This is a genomic window from Cellulophaga geojensis KL-A, assembly GCF_000568425.1.
Lineage (GTDB): Bacteria > Bacteroidota > Bacteroidia > Flavobacteriales > Flavobacteriaceae > Cellulophaga > Cellulophaga lytica.
In genome coordinates this window covers 32,285-46,472 of the sequence record NZ_ARZX01000009.1, presented here as the reverse complement: position 1 = coordinate 46,472, position 14,188 = coordinate 32,285, and the positions used below count along the sequence as shown (strand labels likewise).

Sequence of the window (14,188 nt, the reverse complement as noted above, 5' to 3'; positions counted from 1 at the left end):
ACTATTTTTTAAACCAGTTGTTTTTAAACTCGCAATCTTTATTGTCTTTATTAATACTTACATAAGTATCATTAATATGCTCAACCATCCATTCCTGTATAGCATCTACTCTTTTTTGCGTTAATGCTAACTCCTGAATCTTAGTATAATCTTGTGCAAAATCTGCTACGTGCTCATCATACCTATTGGTAATCTTCATTATCTTATACTTTTTTGCACCACCCTGTTGCTCTACCTCTAAAATAGGCATAGAGATTTCATTATCTTTAATATCCCTAACTTGGTTATACAACTCTGGTTGCATTTTAGTAAGCTCAAACTTGGTACTAAAATCTTGTGGGTTTCTTAATTGCCCACCTTCGTATTTTGTTTCTTTCTGATCAGAAAAATTTAAAGCAGCTTCTGCAAATGTAAGCTCACCATCTAAAATTCTCTGTCTTATTTTCTCTAATTCTAACCTAGCTTCTTCAAGTCTTTCATCAGATATTTTAGGCGCCATAAGAATATGCCTTACATCTCTTTCCTGACCTTTAATTTTTTCTAAGTAAATAATATGAAACCCATACTGTGTTTCAAAAGGTTCAGAAACTTCACCCTCTTTTAAACTAAAAGCAACATCTTTAAATTCTTTTACAAAGTTAGTTTCCTTTTTAATTTTATAAAAACCTCCATTAGACCTAGATCCTTCATCCTCAGATGAAATAATTGCTTTAATTTTAAAACTAGAACCACCTACTAAAACATCTTCTCTTATTTTATTAAGTTTATCTATTACTTTTTGTTTTTCTTCCTCACTAGCTTCTGGTTGCTTTACAATTTGTGCAATCTCTAACTGTGCACCAAAAACTGGTCTTTCCTCTTTTGGTATTTTTTTATAAAACTGCCTTACTTCTTCTGGAGTAATTTCTATTTCTTCAATAATTTTTTGTTGCATTTTTTCAGACAACATTCTTAGCTTATTAATTTTAAAAAGATCTTCTCTTAATGCTTCTTGAGAATCTTTTTTGTAATACTTAAGTAACTTTTCCATAGAACCTATTTGCCCTACTAAGCTTTGTATTTGTCTCTCACTAGTTGCGTTAACTTCATCATCAGAAACCAGTAAACTATCTTGTACAGCTTGGTGCGCGTACAAACGGTCTTCCATTAATTTACCTAAAAGACCACATTTAGTTATATCATCTTCAGAAACACCTTGACTACGTAAATCTATCAATGTTTTTTCTATATCAGAATCTAGTATAACATAATCCCCCACAACGGCAGAAACACCATCTAATTTTATTCTTTTAAAGTTAGATTTTATAGTGTCTTGTGCTATTTGCACAACATCTTCTATTTGCTCTTGTTCTTGCATTGCATTAGCTGTAAAGGTTACAGTTAATAACATTGCTAGTAAAAAAGTAATGTTGTTATTCTTGTTTTTCATATGTCTCAAATTCCTTATTTTTAATAGCTTCATCTATAATATCTACCTCTAATTTTCTTAGGTACTCTAATCTTCTTCGGTTTAGTAAAACACGTTTAATTGTTGGTGTAATGTACTGTAAGGGTGCAGGCTGGTTTTTATCAATCATATCCACAACCTTGGTCAAATATACCCCTAATGAATCTTGCATCTCAAAAAATTGTGCTTTTTTTAAGTATTGCTGTTCATTATCTGATGTTAATGGTGGTATTTCACTCTTTAACCTAGAGGCTTCTACCCAAACAGAATCGTTAAAATTAACTTTTCTAAATTGTACACTAATAGAATCTAAATACATACGGTCTTTTTCTGTAAACCCTTTTAGTTTTTCTATTACTGCAGATTTATTTAAAAATTGAGGAGGCAGCTCTACATAACGTACCCGAACAATTTTCTCGTTAAGTTTAAAGTTCTCTTTTTCTTTTTGGTAAAAAGCGTTTAACTCTTCATTAGTAATAACAGTATCTTGCTCTTTTTGCACTAAAGCTTCCTTGTAAGCTCCTGTATACAAATCTGTTTTATAATTTGCTACAAGTCTATCAAACTCTGCCAACTGTTCTTCAGACAAGTTTACTTTAGACTTTGACATTAACAACTGCTTAGATGCCCAATTATTTATATAATTGGTTACTAAAGTGGTGCTATCTTCTTTAGTTGTGTTTTTAGGAATTAAATCTTGTATATCTTCTTTATACAAAAAATTTTCTCCTACCCTTGCTATAGCAACCTTATCTTTATCACTAACAAAAACACCTTGACATGAGCTAAGTGTTAATGTGCCATAAAGTATTCCTAACAAGAAAACTAACTTATTTATATGTTGCATAAATTGGTGCATCACGCAAAAATAACAATTAGATGTTGCGATACAAGATTTATTGTAAAATGATTAACACTTTTTAGCATTAAATACTAAAAAATAGTAAATTTTAATACTAAAAAATAAGTATTTAGCTTAAGAGAACTATTTTTATTATTATCTACTTCCTTTAATTTTAATAAAGAAATAGTAGTTTTACCTAAATATATTTACACCAACTTATAATATGTCTAAAAAAATAAAACTGATATGGGACTTTAGGGGTCCGGCTGCCGAAAAAACGGCAGAACATCATGAAATACACTTAAAAGAATTTATTGAAGCAGAAAAACTAGATCTTAATATTACCGGATTTACAGCTGTAACAGATATGCATAGTATAGCATTTTTAGTTGTTAATGAACAGGAAATGATTGCCGTTAGAGACGCATTAAAACCACACAGAGGAGAATTATACAACGCAAAATGAAGCCTTTTACACTAGCCTTACTTTCTTTTATTTTTCTTTTTTCTTGTAAAGAAAAACAACAAAAAATAAATCATCCTATTAATTATATTATTGCATCTAAAAGTGATAATATAAAAAGGGTTTTAGACAGCATTACTAATCATGAGGTACAATTTAGATATACTGAAATAAAAAAGACTAATGGTGTTTATGTGTTTAATAATTTTGATTTTAACACCAATTCAAATAATTACTTTTATCCTGCTAGTTCTGTAAAATTACCTATTGCTGTTTTAACATTAGAAAAAATATTTGAAAGCGAAGGCTACACTAAGGATACCGAGTTTTTTATTGAAGGTGACACTTTAAAAACAACATTTGCTAAAGAAATTACTAAACTATTTGCTGTGAGCGACAATGATGCTTACAATAGATTATTTGAGTTTTTAGGCCAAGATTATATTAACAAAAAACTTAAAGACAAAGGCATAAATAATGTTAGAATAGCTCACAGACTTTCTACGGATAATGCTGATAATGTTACTACAAAACCACTGGTTATTTATACAAATGATAGCACAACTATAAATACCAACGCTATAATTAACAGCCCTATTGCTCCATTACAACTTGATAAAATTAAAAAGGGTATTGGTTATATTGATGAAGATGAAGTATTGCAAAACCAACCTTTTGATTTTAGTTTCAAAAATTACTATAGTATTGATGCCCAACAACAGGTTTTACAGCGTATAATTTATCCTGAATCATTTTCTAGTGAACAGCAATTTAATTTATATTTAGATGATTTATCTTTCTTAAAAAAAGCAATGAGTAATACACCTAAAGATGCCGGTTATACAGATAGCACTTATTATGATAGCTATGTAAAATTCTTTATGTATGGCGACACAAAAAAGCCTATACCAGGTAATATTAAAATATACAATAAGGTTGGCTACGCGTACGGAACTTTAACAGATTGCGCTTTTATTGAAGACACAAAAAATGATATTAGATTTATGTTAACAGCTACTATTTTAGTGAATAGCAATGGTGTTTATAATGACAACACCTATGAGTATGAGTCCGTAGGAATTCCCTTTTTAGCAGAATTAGGCAGAGAGTATTACAATTACAACTTGCAAAAAAAACAGAACTAAACCCCCAATTTATACTATTTAAGGTATAAACTTGTTATTATACATACCCCTTTACAAATGTAAACTGCTATATTTCACGGTTTATAGGGTATTAACCAACCTATAGTTAGCTGTACATTGCATGCTACTATAAAAAATATAATTTTTAGGAACTAGCTTATGGCAAACGACCAAGAATATTTAAATAACCTAACCAAACAGTTTGAAATTCTTTTAAGCAAGCAAGAGCATTTTGCTAAGGAGCTTATGGTTTTACATAAAGAAATAGAGCGACTTAAAAAAGAGGGTATTCCAAAGCAAATAAGCAATAACAAAACTACTCCTATTGCTTCACCAGTAATAACACCTACTAAAGAACCTATAAAAGAACCCACAAAAGAATTTACTAAAGAGACTATTAATACCACACAAGCTAAAGCTATACAGCCTGAGAGAAATATACAACCTATAGAAAAAAGAATCTCTAAGCCTAAACAAAAATCTAATATTGAAAAATTTATAGGCGAAAATTTACTAAGTAAAATAGGTATTCTTATTCTAATAATTGGTGTTGCAATTGGCGCAAAATACTCTATAGAAAACAACTTAATTAGTCCGTTAACAAGAATAATTTTAGGATACTTAACAGGTCTAGGTTTACTTGGTCTTGGGATTAAATTAAAAGAAAAATATACTAGTTACAGTGCGGTATTAGTAAGTGGCTCTATTGCCATACTCTATTTTATAACGTTTGCTGCATATAGCTTTTATGATATTCTACCACAAATACCGGCTTTTGCAATAATGGTATTACTCACCATATTTACAGTTATTGCCGCCATTAACTACAACAAACAGGCCATTGCACATATTGGCTTAGTTGGCGCATATGCTGTTCCTTTTTTACTTAGTAGTGGATCTGGACAAGTTGGTATATTATTTACATATATGTCTATTATTAACATAGGCATTTTAACATTATCATTTAAAAAAGATTGGAAAGGCTTATTCTACTCTGCTTTTATATTTACGTGGTTTATATACGGTTCTTGGTTTTTATTTAGTTATAATTATGACCACTTTACAAAAGCCTTTTTATTCTTATTTGTATTTTTCCTAATATTTTACACAACATTTATAGTTAACAAAATAAAAAAGAACCATGCTTTTAACCCTAGTTCTATTTTAATACTATTAGTAAACTCATTTATCTTTTTTGGTTATGGTTTTTATCTACTAAGTTCTAACCAAGATTATGATAGCTATTTAGGCTTATTTACGGTTGCAAATGCGTTGCTGCATTTTATTGCTGGCACTATTTTGTACAAACAAAAATTAGCAGATAGCAAACTTTTATATTTTATATTAGGTATGGTGTTTGTTTTTATAACTATTGCTGTACCCGTACAATTAGATGGTAATTACGTTACTATTTTATGGATTACTATTGCCGCTTTGCTTTTCTGGATTGGCTCATCAAAAGGCGCTCCTATTTTAAAGCAAATCTCTTATCCACTGGTAATATTATCATTACTAAGTTTGTTTCAAGACTGGGGAACTTACTATCTAGACCATAGCTATTATAGTGATTACGCAGGTAATATTACTCCTCTATTAAACGTAAATTTACTTGGCTCTTTACTTAGTATTGTTTCATTGTATTTCATTTACACAACCAATAAAAAATACAACACCAAAAACAATGTTTTATCTTACATTGCTCCAATACTATTAGTATTAGTAACATTTAGTAGTTTCTTTGTAGAAATAGTACACTACTTTAATTTAGCACTGGATGAGTCTAAAATTATAATAAATAAAACAGACATTTATAGCAACCCTATTAATTATGACATTAATAGCTTTAGCATACTAACACTTGTATGCTACACCTTACTATTCTTTTCTATACTAAGTATTATAAATATTAAAAAGATAAAAAACAGAACGTTAGGTATTGTAAATATTAGCATTAATAGTATTGTTTTATTTATTTCATTAACTGTAGGCTTACTTATTTTAAGTGAGCTTAGAGACAGTTATTTAAATCCGTCTGAATATTACAACTCTGGAAGTATGCACCTTGCAGTAAGATATATACTTTATACTTTTATAGCACTTATAGTATACTGCACATATAGTTACACTAAGCAAAGCTTTATGTGCATAAACTTTAAAATTGCGTTTTCTATACTACTTAATATTTCAGTACTTTGGATTTTAAGTAGCGAGCTAATTAACTGGATAGACTTGTCTGGCGCAGAGCAAACATACGGATTAGAACTAAGCATTTTATGGGGAGTGTATTCTTTCTTTTTAGTAGCTAAAGGCATCTGGAAAAAAATAAAATATATACGTATTGGAGGCATTATTTTATTTGGAATTACCATTATTAAGCTTTTCTTTATGGATTTAGCCTCTTTAAATACCATATCAAAAACTCTTGTTTTAGTTATATTAGGGCTATTAATTTTAGGAGTTTCATTTTTATACAACAAGTACAAAAACAAAATTTTTGATGAGACAAAAACAGAATAAAACCATTTTACTTTTTTTACTAGTTACCACTGCATTTTACGCACAAATGCAAAACTATGATGCAAAAATAGAACTTAAAAATATTACTGATACTTGGCATAATATTGTATTACCAGACACTGTTTTTGCTAATACTCAAGATCATTTAAGTGATATTCGCATATACGGTATAACTCCTAAAAAAGATACTATTGAGGCTCCTTATATTTTTAATTACACATCTCCAGAATTAAAAACTAAAACGGTAGACTACAAATTATTAAACGCTAGTACTAAAGATGGTACTTACTACTTTACACTAAAAGTACCTTCTAAAGACTCTATTAATCATATAAAATTAGATTTTGAAAACACTAATTTTGATTGGAAAACATTGGTACAAGGAAGTCACGACCAAAAAAACTGGTTTACCATATATAATGATTATAGAATTGTTGCCATTAAAAACAAACAAACCAGTTACAGTTTTACAGACATTAATTTTAGTGCAGCAGAATACACATATTTTAGAGTAGGCATTAAGAGTGATGAAGAACCTATTTTAAACAGAGCAACATTAGAACTTCAACAAAAAGCTACAGAAAATATTACCAACAGAAAATTAAAATCTTATACTGTTGTTGAAGATAAAAAAAGCAAAAAAACAATTATCAATATCAGTTTAACTAAAAAAGCCCCTACACACCAAGTAACTATAAATATTAATAATGATTTTGATTATTACAGACCTATAAAAATTGAAGAACTTTTAGACAGTGTAAAAACACAAAAAGGGTATTTGTATGACTACAATACATTAAGCGTTGGCACATTATCCTCTATAGAAAATAATACATTTACTTTTGACAATACCTTCTCTAAAAAAATACGCATTACTATTTTAAATTTTGACAATCAGCCTTTAAAAATAAAAAATATAACTGCTAAAGGTTATAAGTACTTACTAACCGCAAGGTTCACAGAACCAGCTACATATTATTTAACATATGGTAATAAAGATGCATACGGCCCTAGTTATGATATTGCACAGTTAAATATAAAAATGCCTAAGGATATAAAAAACCTCTCTTTGGGCAATCCTGTTTATATTGCCAAAAAAGAAACACAAATACAAGAACCTCTTTTTAAAAATAAATTATGGTTATGGGTTATTATGGGGCTAATAATGGCTATTATTGGTTGGTTTTCTTATAAAATGTTAAGCACAAAACCAGAATAAATTTTAATATACGGGTAATTTTATTTTTTGTAACTTGTAAACCCCCCAACACTTTACAACTTACTTTCTTACGTTTTGTTATGGTATTAAACACTTATTAACCATTAACAAACAAAAATGAAAAAATTAGTAGCAGAATTTATTGGTACGCTTTGGCTTGTCCTAGGCGGATGTGGTAGCGCCGTATTAGCAGCCGCCTACCCTGAATTAGGAATTGGATTTGCAGGTGTTGCACTTGCCTTTGGATTAACTGTAGTAACAATGGCCTATGCAATTGGCCATATATCTGGTTGCCACTTAAATCCCGCTGTTTCTATTGGATTATGCGTTGGAGGCAGATTTAACAAAAAAGAACTTTTGCCGTACATAATTGCTCAAGTAATGGGCGGTATTGCAGGAGCAGCAATTTTATACGCTATTGTTAGCGGTAAAGAAGGCTTTAGTATTGGTGGCTTTGCTGCCAATGGCTTTGGAGAGTTTTCTCCTGGAGGATACAATATGACATCGGCATTGATTACAGAAATTGTAATGACGTTTATGTTTTTAATAATTATACTTGGCGCAACACACTCTAAAGCTCCAAAAGGTATGGCTGGTTTAGCAATAGGCCTTGGACTTACACTAATACACCTAATTAGTATTCCTGTTACAAACACATCTGTAAACCCTGCACGTAGTACGAGTCAGGCATTATTTGCGCAAACAGATGGTGCTTTGCCACAATTATGGCTATTTTGGGTAGCTCCTATAATAGGTGCTATTTTAGCAGGTCTGGTTTACAAATTAGTATCTCCTGATGATAAAATAGATTAAAAAAAGCAAAAGCCCTAGAAAGTTAATTTCTAGGGCTTTTTTTATTGTAGAGTTGTAATTACACTGGCTCTCCATACAAATCAAAATCTGCAGCTTCTGTAATTTTTATACTAGCATATTCTCCTTGTTTTAGGTAATGCTTGGTAGCATCAATTAAAACCTCATTATCTACATCCGGAGAATCAAACTCAGTTCTTCCAACAAAATAATTACCTTCTTTTCTATCTATAATACATTTAAAAGTCTCTCCTATTTTTTCTTGGTTTAACTCCCATGAAATCTGAGATTGTATCTCCATAATTTGGTTAGCTCTATCTTGCTTCACCTCTTCTGGCACATTGTCTTCTAAATTATACGCGTGTGTATTTTCTTCATGACTATATGTAAAACAACCTAAACGCTCAAAACGCATATCTGTAACCCATTGTTTTAAGGTTTCAAAATCTTCTTCAGTTTCCCCAGGGTAACCAACAATTAGCGTAGTTCTAATGGTCATATTTGGCACCGTAGCTCTAAAGTCTTGCAACAACTTAGTAGTTTTTGCCTGTGTGGTACCACGGCGCATACTTTTTAAAATTGAATCTGATATGTGCTGTAACGGAATATCTAAGTAATTACAAATTTTAGGCTCTTTATTCATAAGGTCTAGTACATCCATAGGAAAACCAGTAGGAAAAGCATAGTGCAAACGTATCCATTCTATACCTTCAACCTTAACTAAAGCCTCTAAAAGCTCTGCTAAATTTCTTTTCTTATATAAATCTAAACCGTAGTACGTTAAATCTTGTGCTATAAGTATTAACTCCTTTACTCCTTTTGCTGCTAATTTTTCAGCTTCAGTAACCAAATCTTCAATTGGTGTACTTTTATGTTTGCCACGCATTAATGGTATTGCACAAAAAGAACATGGCCTATCACAACCTTCTGCTATTTTTAAATAAGCATAGTTTTTTGGCGTTGTAGTAATACGCTCTCCTATTAACTCATGCTTATAATCTGCCTCTAAAGCTTTTAATAAACTAGGCAGTTGACTAGTACCAAAATACTCGTCTACATTAGGAATCTCCTTTATCAAATCTGGTTTATAACGCTCACTTAAACATCCTGTTACAAAAACCTTATCTACCTCACCAGCTTCTTTTTTTTGTACAAAATCTAAAATAGTATTTACACTTTCTTCTTTTGCATTATCAATAAAGCCACACGTATTAATTACAACAATATTACCATCTTCTTCATGTGCAACTTCTTTTCCATTAGCTTTTAATTGCCCCATAAGTACTTCAGAATCGTACACATTTTTAGAGCAACCTAAAGTAACTACATTAATTTTGTTTGTTTTTAGTGATTTTGTGCGCATAATCTATTAAAATTGGCTGCAAAAATACAACTTGCTTAAGGAATGACACCTATATAGAACTAATTTTATGATTTTTACGTTAAACCATTAGCCTATAATGTTATCTAAACTTAAAAATATACAAGATGAAAAGTTACACATACTCTTTTTTAACATTAGTACTTTGTATAATTTGCAGCTGTTCTACAGATAAAGAAAATAACATAGACGATACAGATTCTAATGAAATGTATTTTCCACCTATTAACTCTGACGAGTGGAAAACTAATACAGTTGAAGATTTAGGCTGGAATGAAGATGCTTTACAACCACTTTTAAGTTTTGTTGAAACCAACAAAACAAAAGCTTTTTTAATACTTGAAAACGGAAAAATCGTAGTTGAATGGTATGGTAACAATGCTGATGCAACCTCTAATTTAGCCTGGAATTCTGCCGCAAAAACATTAGTATCTTTTACTGCCGGAATTGCTATTGAAGAAGGTTTATTAGATATCAATTTACCATCTAGCAATTACTTGGGTACAGGCTGGTCTTCTTTAACAACTGCTCAAGAACAAAACATTACAGTTAAAAACCATTTAACAATGACTACTGGTTTAGATTATACTGTAACTAACAACAACTGCACAGACCCAGAGTGTTTCACTTTTAAAAATTTACCAGGCACATTTTGGTACTATCATAATGGAGCATACACTATTACACACAATATTATAGAAGGAGCCACACAGCAAAATTTTAATACTTATTTTAATGATAAATTAAAAAATGTAATTGATATGCAAGGCTCTTGGGTACCTTTTGGTTACTTTAAATTGTATTACAGCAACGCCAGAAGTATGGCCAGGTATGGAATTTTAAATCTAAATAAAGGAAATTGGGATGGAATTACGGTGTTAGAATCAGAAACATATTTTAACGAAATGACAAGCACGTCTCAGAACTTAAATGATGCATATGGTTATTTTTGGTGGCTAAACGGAAAAACATCATATAAACTACCTGCTTCTGAACTTAATTACACTGGAAAACTAATACCTAATGCACCCAACGATTTAATAGCCGCCTTAGGCAAGGATGACCAAAAACTATACATTTCACCTAGCAAAAATTTAGTTGTTGTACGTTTAGGTGATGCTGCTAATGATGAATTACTTGGTCCGTCTAGTTTTGATAATCTACTTTGGGAAAAAATAAATAACTTAATTAACTAGTTGTATTTTTTTGGTATTTGCCTTGCTTTAAAAACAGATTCAAAACCTGCTGCATAACGCAGCAATTCTGCCTCTTTAAATTGTTTTGCTATAAAAGTTAAACTAATTGGCTCCCCTGTTTTTTTATATCCCATTGGCACTGTAATTGCAGGATATTTAGCTACTGCTGCATAACCAGCATGGTAATTATTAATAGATAAAATTGCATTTAAATTATGAGCATCCATAGCTTCATTAAAATAACGCCTTCCATTTTGCTCTAAATTACTAACAATAACAGCTAATTCTTCAACTGTAGTGGTATCTGCTAAAATTCCTCTAAATAAGGCTTGCCCATAAGGTATTCTTACAACAGAATCTTTAGCATTAAATGCTACAGCAGATTTTATATCATTTATTGGTAGTTGATTTTTAGTTTGATTTTTTATGTAGGTTGGCAAATCGTGCTTCATATCAATATTTAAAATACTTAAAAAACCACTCATTGAAACTTCTGGAGGTGTAATTTCTACAATAACACTCCCTTGTTCTCTTAATTTATCTATTGTTATTTTATAAATAGAATCTGACTCTAACAAGTTTTTTATCACTCCAAAACGTTTCCCTTTTAAGCTATTATCTATTAAAGGCGCAGAAAGTACACCTAAATGTTTTTCTACAGATTTACTATCTGCGGCATCTTTACCTTTCATTGCGTCTAATAAAATAGCAGCATCACCTACGTTTTTAGCCATTGGACCAGGAGTATCTAATGTACTAGAAATTGGCACAATACCCGTTCTACTTAACAAACCAATTGTTGGTTTTAAGCCAACTACCGAGTTTTGACTAGATGGAGATAATATAGAGCCCGATGTTTCTGTACCCACAGCAGCTACCGCATAATTTGCTGCAACAGCCGTACCACTACCAGCACTAGAGCCTCCTGTTTCAAAAACGGTTCTACCATAAGGGTTTAATGTTTGTCCGCCCACTGCACTATAACCAACAGGGCAACCAGTACATAAAAAATAAGCCCATTCACTTAAATTAACTTTACCCAAAATTAAGGCGCCATTTTCCTTTAGTTGCTTAACTATAAAAGCATCATCTGTACTGTTATTTTTTAATGCTATTGCACCAGCAGTGGTTGCCATATTTTTAGTATTAATATTGTCTTTTAACAATATAGGCATACCATATATTGGGTGCTTACTAGCTGGCTCATTATTCGCATTTTTAAGCTCATCTAATTTACGAGCTTGCTTAACCACATCTTTATTTAAAGCTATTACTGTATTTAAGGTTGTGGTATTATCTAATTCATACTTATAAATTCTGTACAAATAAAAAAGAACCAGTTTTTCATAAGTTAATACTCCTTCATCTAATTGCTTACGCAATGTATAAATATCTTTTTCTAAAATAAGAGGCTTTAATGCTGTATATTCTTTTTCTGATAATTTTTGAACCTCTGGATATAATGGAAGAAAAATTTCATTTTTATCTATTACTTTAGATTGTAAAAGTTTGTAACGCATTCTAGAGTTTTTATGCGTTTTATTCTTTTCTACCTCTAAAGAGTCATTATAAGGCATCCATAATACAACTTCTTCTTTAGATGTTTCTTTTTTGTTTTTACAAGCAAAAGCAAGCAAAACCAATGTAAGTAAAAATATTTTTTTCATAACCAAATAGCTTAAAACCAAAAAAACCTCCATATGGAGGTTTTAAAATTATTTTTTCAGATTAAAGAAAGAGTCTACAAACTCATATTTATTAAAAACCTGCAAGTCTTCAATACCTTCTCCCACTCCAATATATTTTACCGGAATTTGAAACTGATCTGAGATTCCTATTACAACACCACCTTTTGCAGTACCGTCTAATTTAGTAACCGCTAATGAAGTTACCTCTGTAGCTTTTGTAAATTGCTTAGCTTGTTCAAAAGCGTTTTGACCAGTAGAACCGTCTAAAACAAGCATTACATCATGCGGTGTATTATCTACAACCTTATGCATTACTCTTTTTACTTTAGTAAGCTCATTCATTAAATTTACTTTATTATGCAAACGGCCAGCAGTATCTATAATTACTACATCTGCATTTTGAGTTACAGCAGAACTTAACGTATCAAAAGCAACAGAAGCAGGGTCACTACCCATTTTTTGTTTTACAATTGGAATATCTACACGATCTGCCCAAACTTGTAGCTGATCTATTGCAGCAGCTCTAAAAGTATCTGCAGCACCTAAAACAACCTTTAAGCCTTGTTTTTTAAATTGATAAGCCATTTTACCAATGGTAGTAGTTTTACCAACACCATTAACACCAACAACCATAATTACATATGGCTTTACACCTTTAGGAACTACAAATTCGGTTTCATTACCTGTATTTGTTTCAGATAAAAGTGCCGCTATCTCTTCACGTAAAATTACATTAAGCTCATCTGTACCTAAATATTTATCTTTAGATACACGTGCTTCTATACGATCTATAATTTTTAAAGTAGTATCTACACCAACATCAGAAGTTACTAAAATCTCTTCTAAGTTGTCTAATACATCATCATCTACCTTAGTTTTACCAGCAACAGCTTTACTTAACTTAGAAAAAAAGCTGCTTTTACTTTTCTCTAAACCTTTATCAAGGCTCTCCTTCTTTTTTGAAGAAAATATATTTTTAAATAGACTCATTTTTTATCCTGTAATTTCACCAAAGATATAAAAATAAAAAAAGCCACTTTCTAATGAAAGTAGCTTTATTATCAATATGGTATATTGATATTATTTTTTTGCTAACCACTCGTTTACAAATTCTGGAGCCATTACTGATTCCACAAACGTGTAAGCACCTGTTTTAGGAGATTTTACCATTTTAATGGCTTTAGTTAATCTCTTTGAGCTGGTCTGTAAACTTGCTACTGTTTTCTTTGCCATAACTTTATAGTTTAACAATTTCCTTGATAAAGGAAATTTAAATTATTTTATTTCTTTATGAACAGTCATTCTCTTAAGGATTGGGTTAAATTTCTTTAACTCAATTCTATCTGGAGTGTTCTTTTTGTTTTTAGTGGTAATGTACCTAGAAGTACCTGGTTGCCCAGATTCTTTATGCTCTGTACACTCTAAAATAACTTGTATTCTGTTACCTTTCTTTGCCATCTTTATTATTTTTTAAAGAG

13 protein-coding genes are annotated in these 14,188 nt (G+C 30.8%); 6 read left to right on the top strand and 7 right to left on the bottom strand.

Annotated features, from left to right (window positions below; genetic code table 11):
* Nucleotide 1 precedes the first annotated feature (1 nt).
* On the bottom strand, nt 2-1,429 hold the full coding sequence (locus KLA_RS08575; protein WP_034645084.1) for a peptidylprolyl isomerase: 1,428 nt from the start codon (nt 1,427-1,429) through the stop codon (nt 2-4).
* Complete coding sequence (locus tag KLA_RS08570) at nt 1,413-2,294, bottom strand: hypothetical protein (protein ID WP_034645081.1); 882 nt, start codon at nt 2,292-2,294, stop codon at nt 1,413-1,415. Before KLA_RS08570 ends, KLA_RS08575 begins: the two co-directional genes overlap by 17 nt.
* A gap of 220 nt (nt 2,295-2,514) precedes the next feature.
* Here KLA_RS08570 and KLA_RS08565 point away from each other — a divergent pair, with 220 nt between their 5' ends.
* The 5 genes from KLA_RS08565 to aqpZ all read left to right on the top strand — a co-directional run bounded on the left by KLA_RS08565 (nt 2,515) and on the right by aqpZ (nt 8,448).
* The gene (locus KLA_RS08565; RefSeq protein ID WP_013620053.1) at nt 2,515-2,757 is read left to right on the top strand and encodes a hypothetical protein; all 243 of its coding nucleotides are present in this window, start codon (nt 2,515-2,517) and stop codon (nt 2,755-2,757) included.
* Complete coding sequence (locus KLA_RS08560; protein WP_034645078.1) at nt 2,754-3,899, top strand: serine hydrolase; 1,146 nt, start codon at nt 2,754-2,756, stop codon at nt 3,897-3,899. The genes KLA_RS08565 and KLA_RS08560 overlap by 4 nt, the downstream gene beginning before the upstream one ends.
* A gap of 159 nt (nt 3,900-4,058) precedes the next feature.
* Nucleotides 4,059-6,416, top strand: a complete 2,358-nt coding sequence (locus tag KLA_RS08555; RefSeq protein WP_034645077.1) for a DUF2339 domain-containing protein — start codon at nt 4,059-4,061, stop codon at nt 6,414-6,416.
* Nucleotides 6,397-7,635 carry a DUF3999 family protein gene (locus tag KLA_RS08550; RefSeq protein ID WP_034645074.1) on the top strand — a complete coding sequence of 413 codons (1,239 nt, stop codon included), beginning with the start codon at nt 6,397-6,399 and terminating at the stop codon, nt 7,633-7,635. The genes KLA_RS08555 and KLA_RS08550 overlap by 20 nt, the downstream gene beginning before the upstream one ends.
* A 117-nt stretch (nt 7,636-7,752) precedes the next feature.
* Entirely contained in the window at nt 7,753-8,448 is a 696-nt protein-coding gene (gene aqpZ / locus KLA_RS08545) for an aquaporin Z (RefSeq protein ID WP_013620057.1), read from the top strand.
* A 58-nt stretch (nt 8,449-8,506) separates the two neighbouring features.
* On the opposite strand, the gene rimO is transcribed toward aqpZ, so the two are convergent.
* Nucleotides 8,507-9,808 carry a 30S ribosomal protein S12 methylthiotransferase RimO gene (gene rimO, locus KLA_RS08540; protein ID WP_013620058.1) on the bottom strand — a complete coding sequence of 434 codons (1,302 nt, stop codon included), beginning with the start codon at nt 9,806-9,808 and terminating at the stop codon, nt 8,507-8,509.
* A 125-nt stretch (nt 9,809-9,933) separates the two neighbouring features.
* On the opposite strand from rimO, the gene KLA_RS08535 reads away from it, so the two are divergent.
* Nucleotides 9,934-11,022 carry a serine hydrolase domain-containing protein gene (locus KLA_RS08535; protein ID WP_034645071.1) on the top strand — a complete coding sequence of 363 codons (1,089 nt, stop codon included), beginning with the start codon at nt 9,934-9,936 and terminating at the stop codon, nt 11,020-11,022.
* Here KLA_RS08535 and KLA_RS08530 read toward each other — a convergent pair.
* The 4 genes from KLA_RS08530 to rpmG all read right to left on the bottom strand — a co-directional run bounded on the left by KLA_RS08530 (nt 11,019) and on the right by rpmG (nt 14,168).
* Nucleotides 11,019-12,689, bottom strand: coding sequence for an amidase family protein (locus tag KLA_RS08530; RefSeq protein WP_034645187.1), 1,671 nt, complete (start codon nt 12,687-12,689; stop codon nt 11,019-11,021). The two genes, KLA_RS08535 and KLA_RS08530, sit on opposite strands and share 4 nt — an antisense overlap.
* 48 nt (nt 12,690-12,737) lie before the next feature.
* Entirely contained in the window at nt 12,738-13,700 is a 963-nt protein-coding gene (gene ftsY / locus KLA_RS08525) for a signal recognition particle-docking protein FtsY (protein WP_013620061.1), read from the bottom strand.
* 90 nt (nt 13,701-13,790) lie between these two features.
* Nucleotides 13,791-13,943, bottom strand: coding sequence for a DUF4295 domain-containing protein (locus tag KLA_RS17825; protein ID WP_013620062.1), 153 nt, complete (start codon nt 13,941-13,943; stop codon nt 13,791-13,793).
* 42 nt (nt 13,944-13,985) lie between these two features.
* Complete coding sequence (gene rpmG / locus KLA_RS08520; RefSeq protein WP_013620063.1) at nt 13,986-14,168, bottom strand: 50S ribosomal protein L33; 183 nt, start codon at nt 14,166-14,168, stop codon at nt 13,986-13,988.
* Nucleotides 14,169-14,188: the final 20 nt, after the last annotated feature.

What these genes read in the sequence shown, in the direction of transcription:
- KLA_RS08575 (WP_034645084.1), bottom strand. Translation starts at nt 1,429, where the DNA reads ATGAAAAACAAGAATAACAACATTACTTTTTTACTAGCAATGTTATTA.
- KLA_RS08570 (WP_034645081.1), bottom strand. Translation starts at nt 2,294, where the DNA reads ATGCAACATATAAATAAGTTAGTTTTCTTGTTAGGAATACTTTATGGC.
- KLA_RS08565 (WP_013620053.1), top strand. Translation starts at nt 2,515, where the DNA reads ATGTCTAAAAAAATAAAACTGATATGGGACTTTAGGGGTCCGGCTGCC.
- KLA_RS08560 (WP_034645078.1), top strand. Translation starts at nt 2,754, where the DNA reads ATGAAGCCTTTTACACTAGCCTTACTTTCTTTTATTTTTCTTTTTTCT.
- KLA_RS08555 (WP_034645077.1), top strand. Translation starts at nt 4,059, where the DNA reads ATGGCAAACGACCAAGAATATTTAAATAACCTAACCAAACAGTTTGAA.
- KLA_RS08550 (WP_034645074.1), top strand. Translation starts at nt 6,397, where the DNA reads ATGAGACAAAAACAGAATAAAACCATTTTACTTTTTTTACTAGTTACC.
- aqpZ (WP_013620057.1), top strand. Translation starts at nt 7,753, where the DNA reads ATGAAAAAATTAGTAGCAGAATTTATTGGTACGCTTTGGCTTGTCCTA.
- rimO (WP_013620058.1), bottom strand. Translation starts at nt 9,808, where the DNA reads ATGCGCACAAAATCACTAAAAACAAACAAAATTAATGTAGTTACTTTA.
- KLA_RS08535 (WP_034645071.1), top strand. Translation starts at nt 9,934, where the DNA reads ATGAAAAGTTACACATACTCTTTTTTAACATTAGTACTTTGTATAATT.
- KLA_RS08530 (WP_034645187.1), bottom strand. Translation starts at nt 12,689, where the DNA reads ATGAAAAAAATATTTTTACTTACATTGGTTTTGCTTGCTTTTGCTTGT.
- ftsY (WP_013620061.1), bottom strand. Translation starts at nt 13,700, where the DNA reads ATGAGTCTATTTAAAAATATATTTTCTTCAAAAAAGAAGGAGAGCCTT.
- KLA_RS17825 (WP_013620062.1), bottom strand. Translation starts at nt 13,943, where the DNA reads ATGGCAAAGAAAACAGTAGCAAGTTTACAGACCAGCTCAAAGAGATTA.
- rpmG (WP_013620063.1), bottom strand. Translation starts at nt 14,168, where the DNA reads ATGGCAAAGAAAGGTAACAGAATACAAGTTATTTTAGAGTGTACAGAG.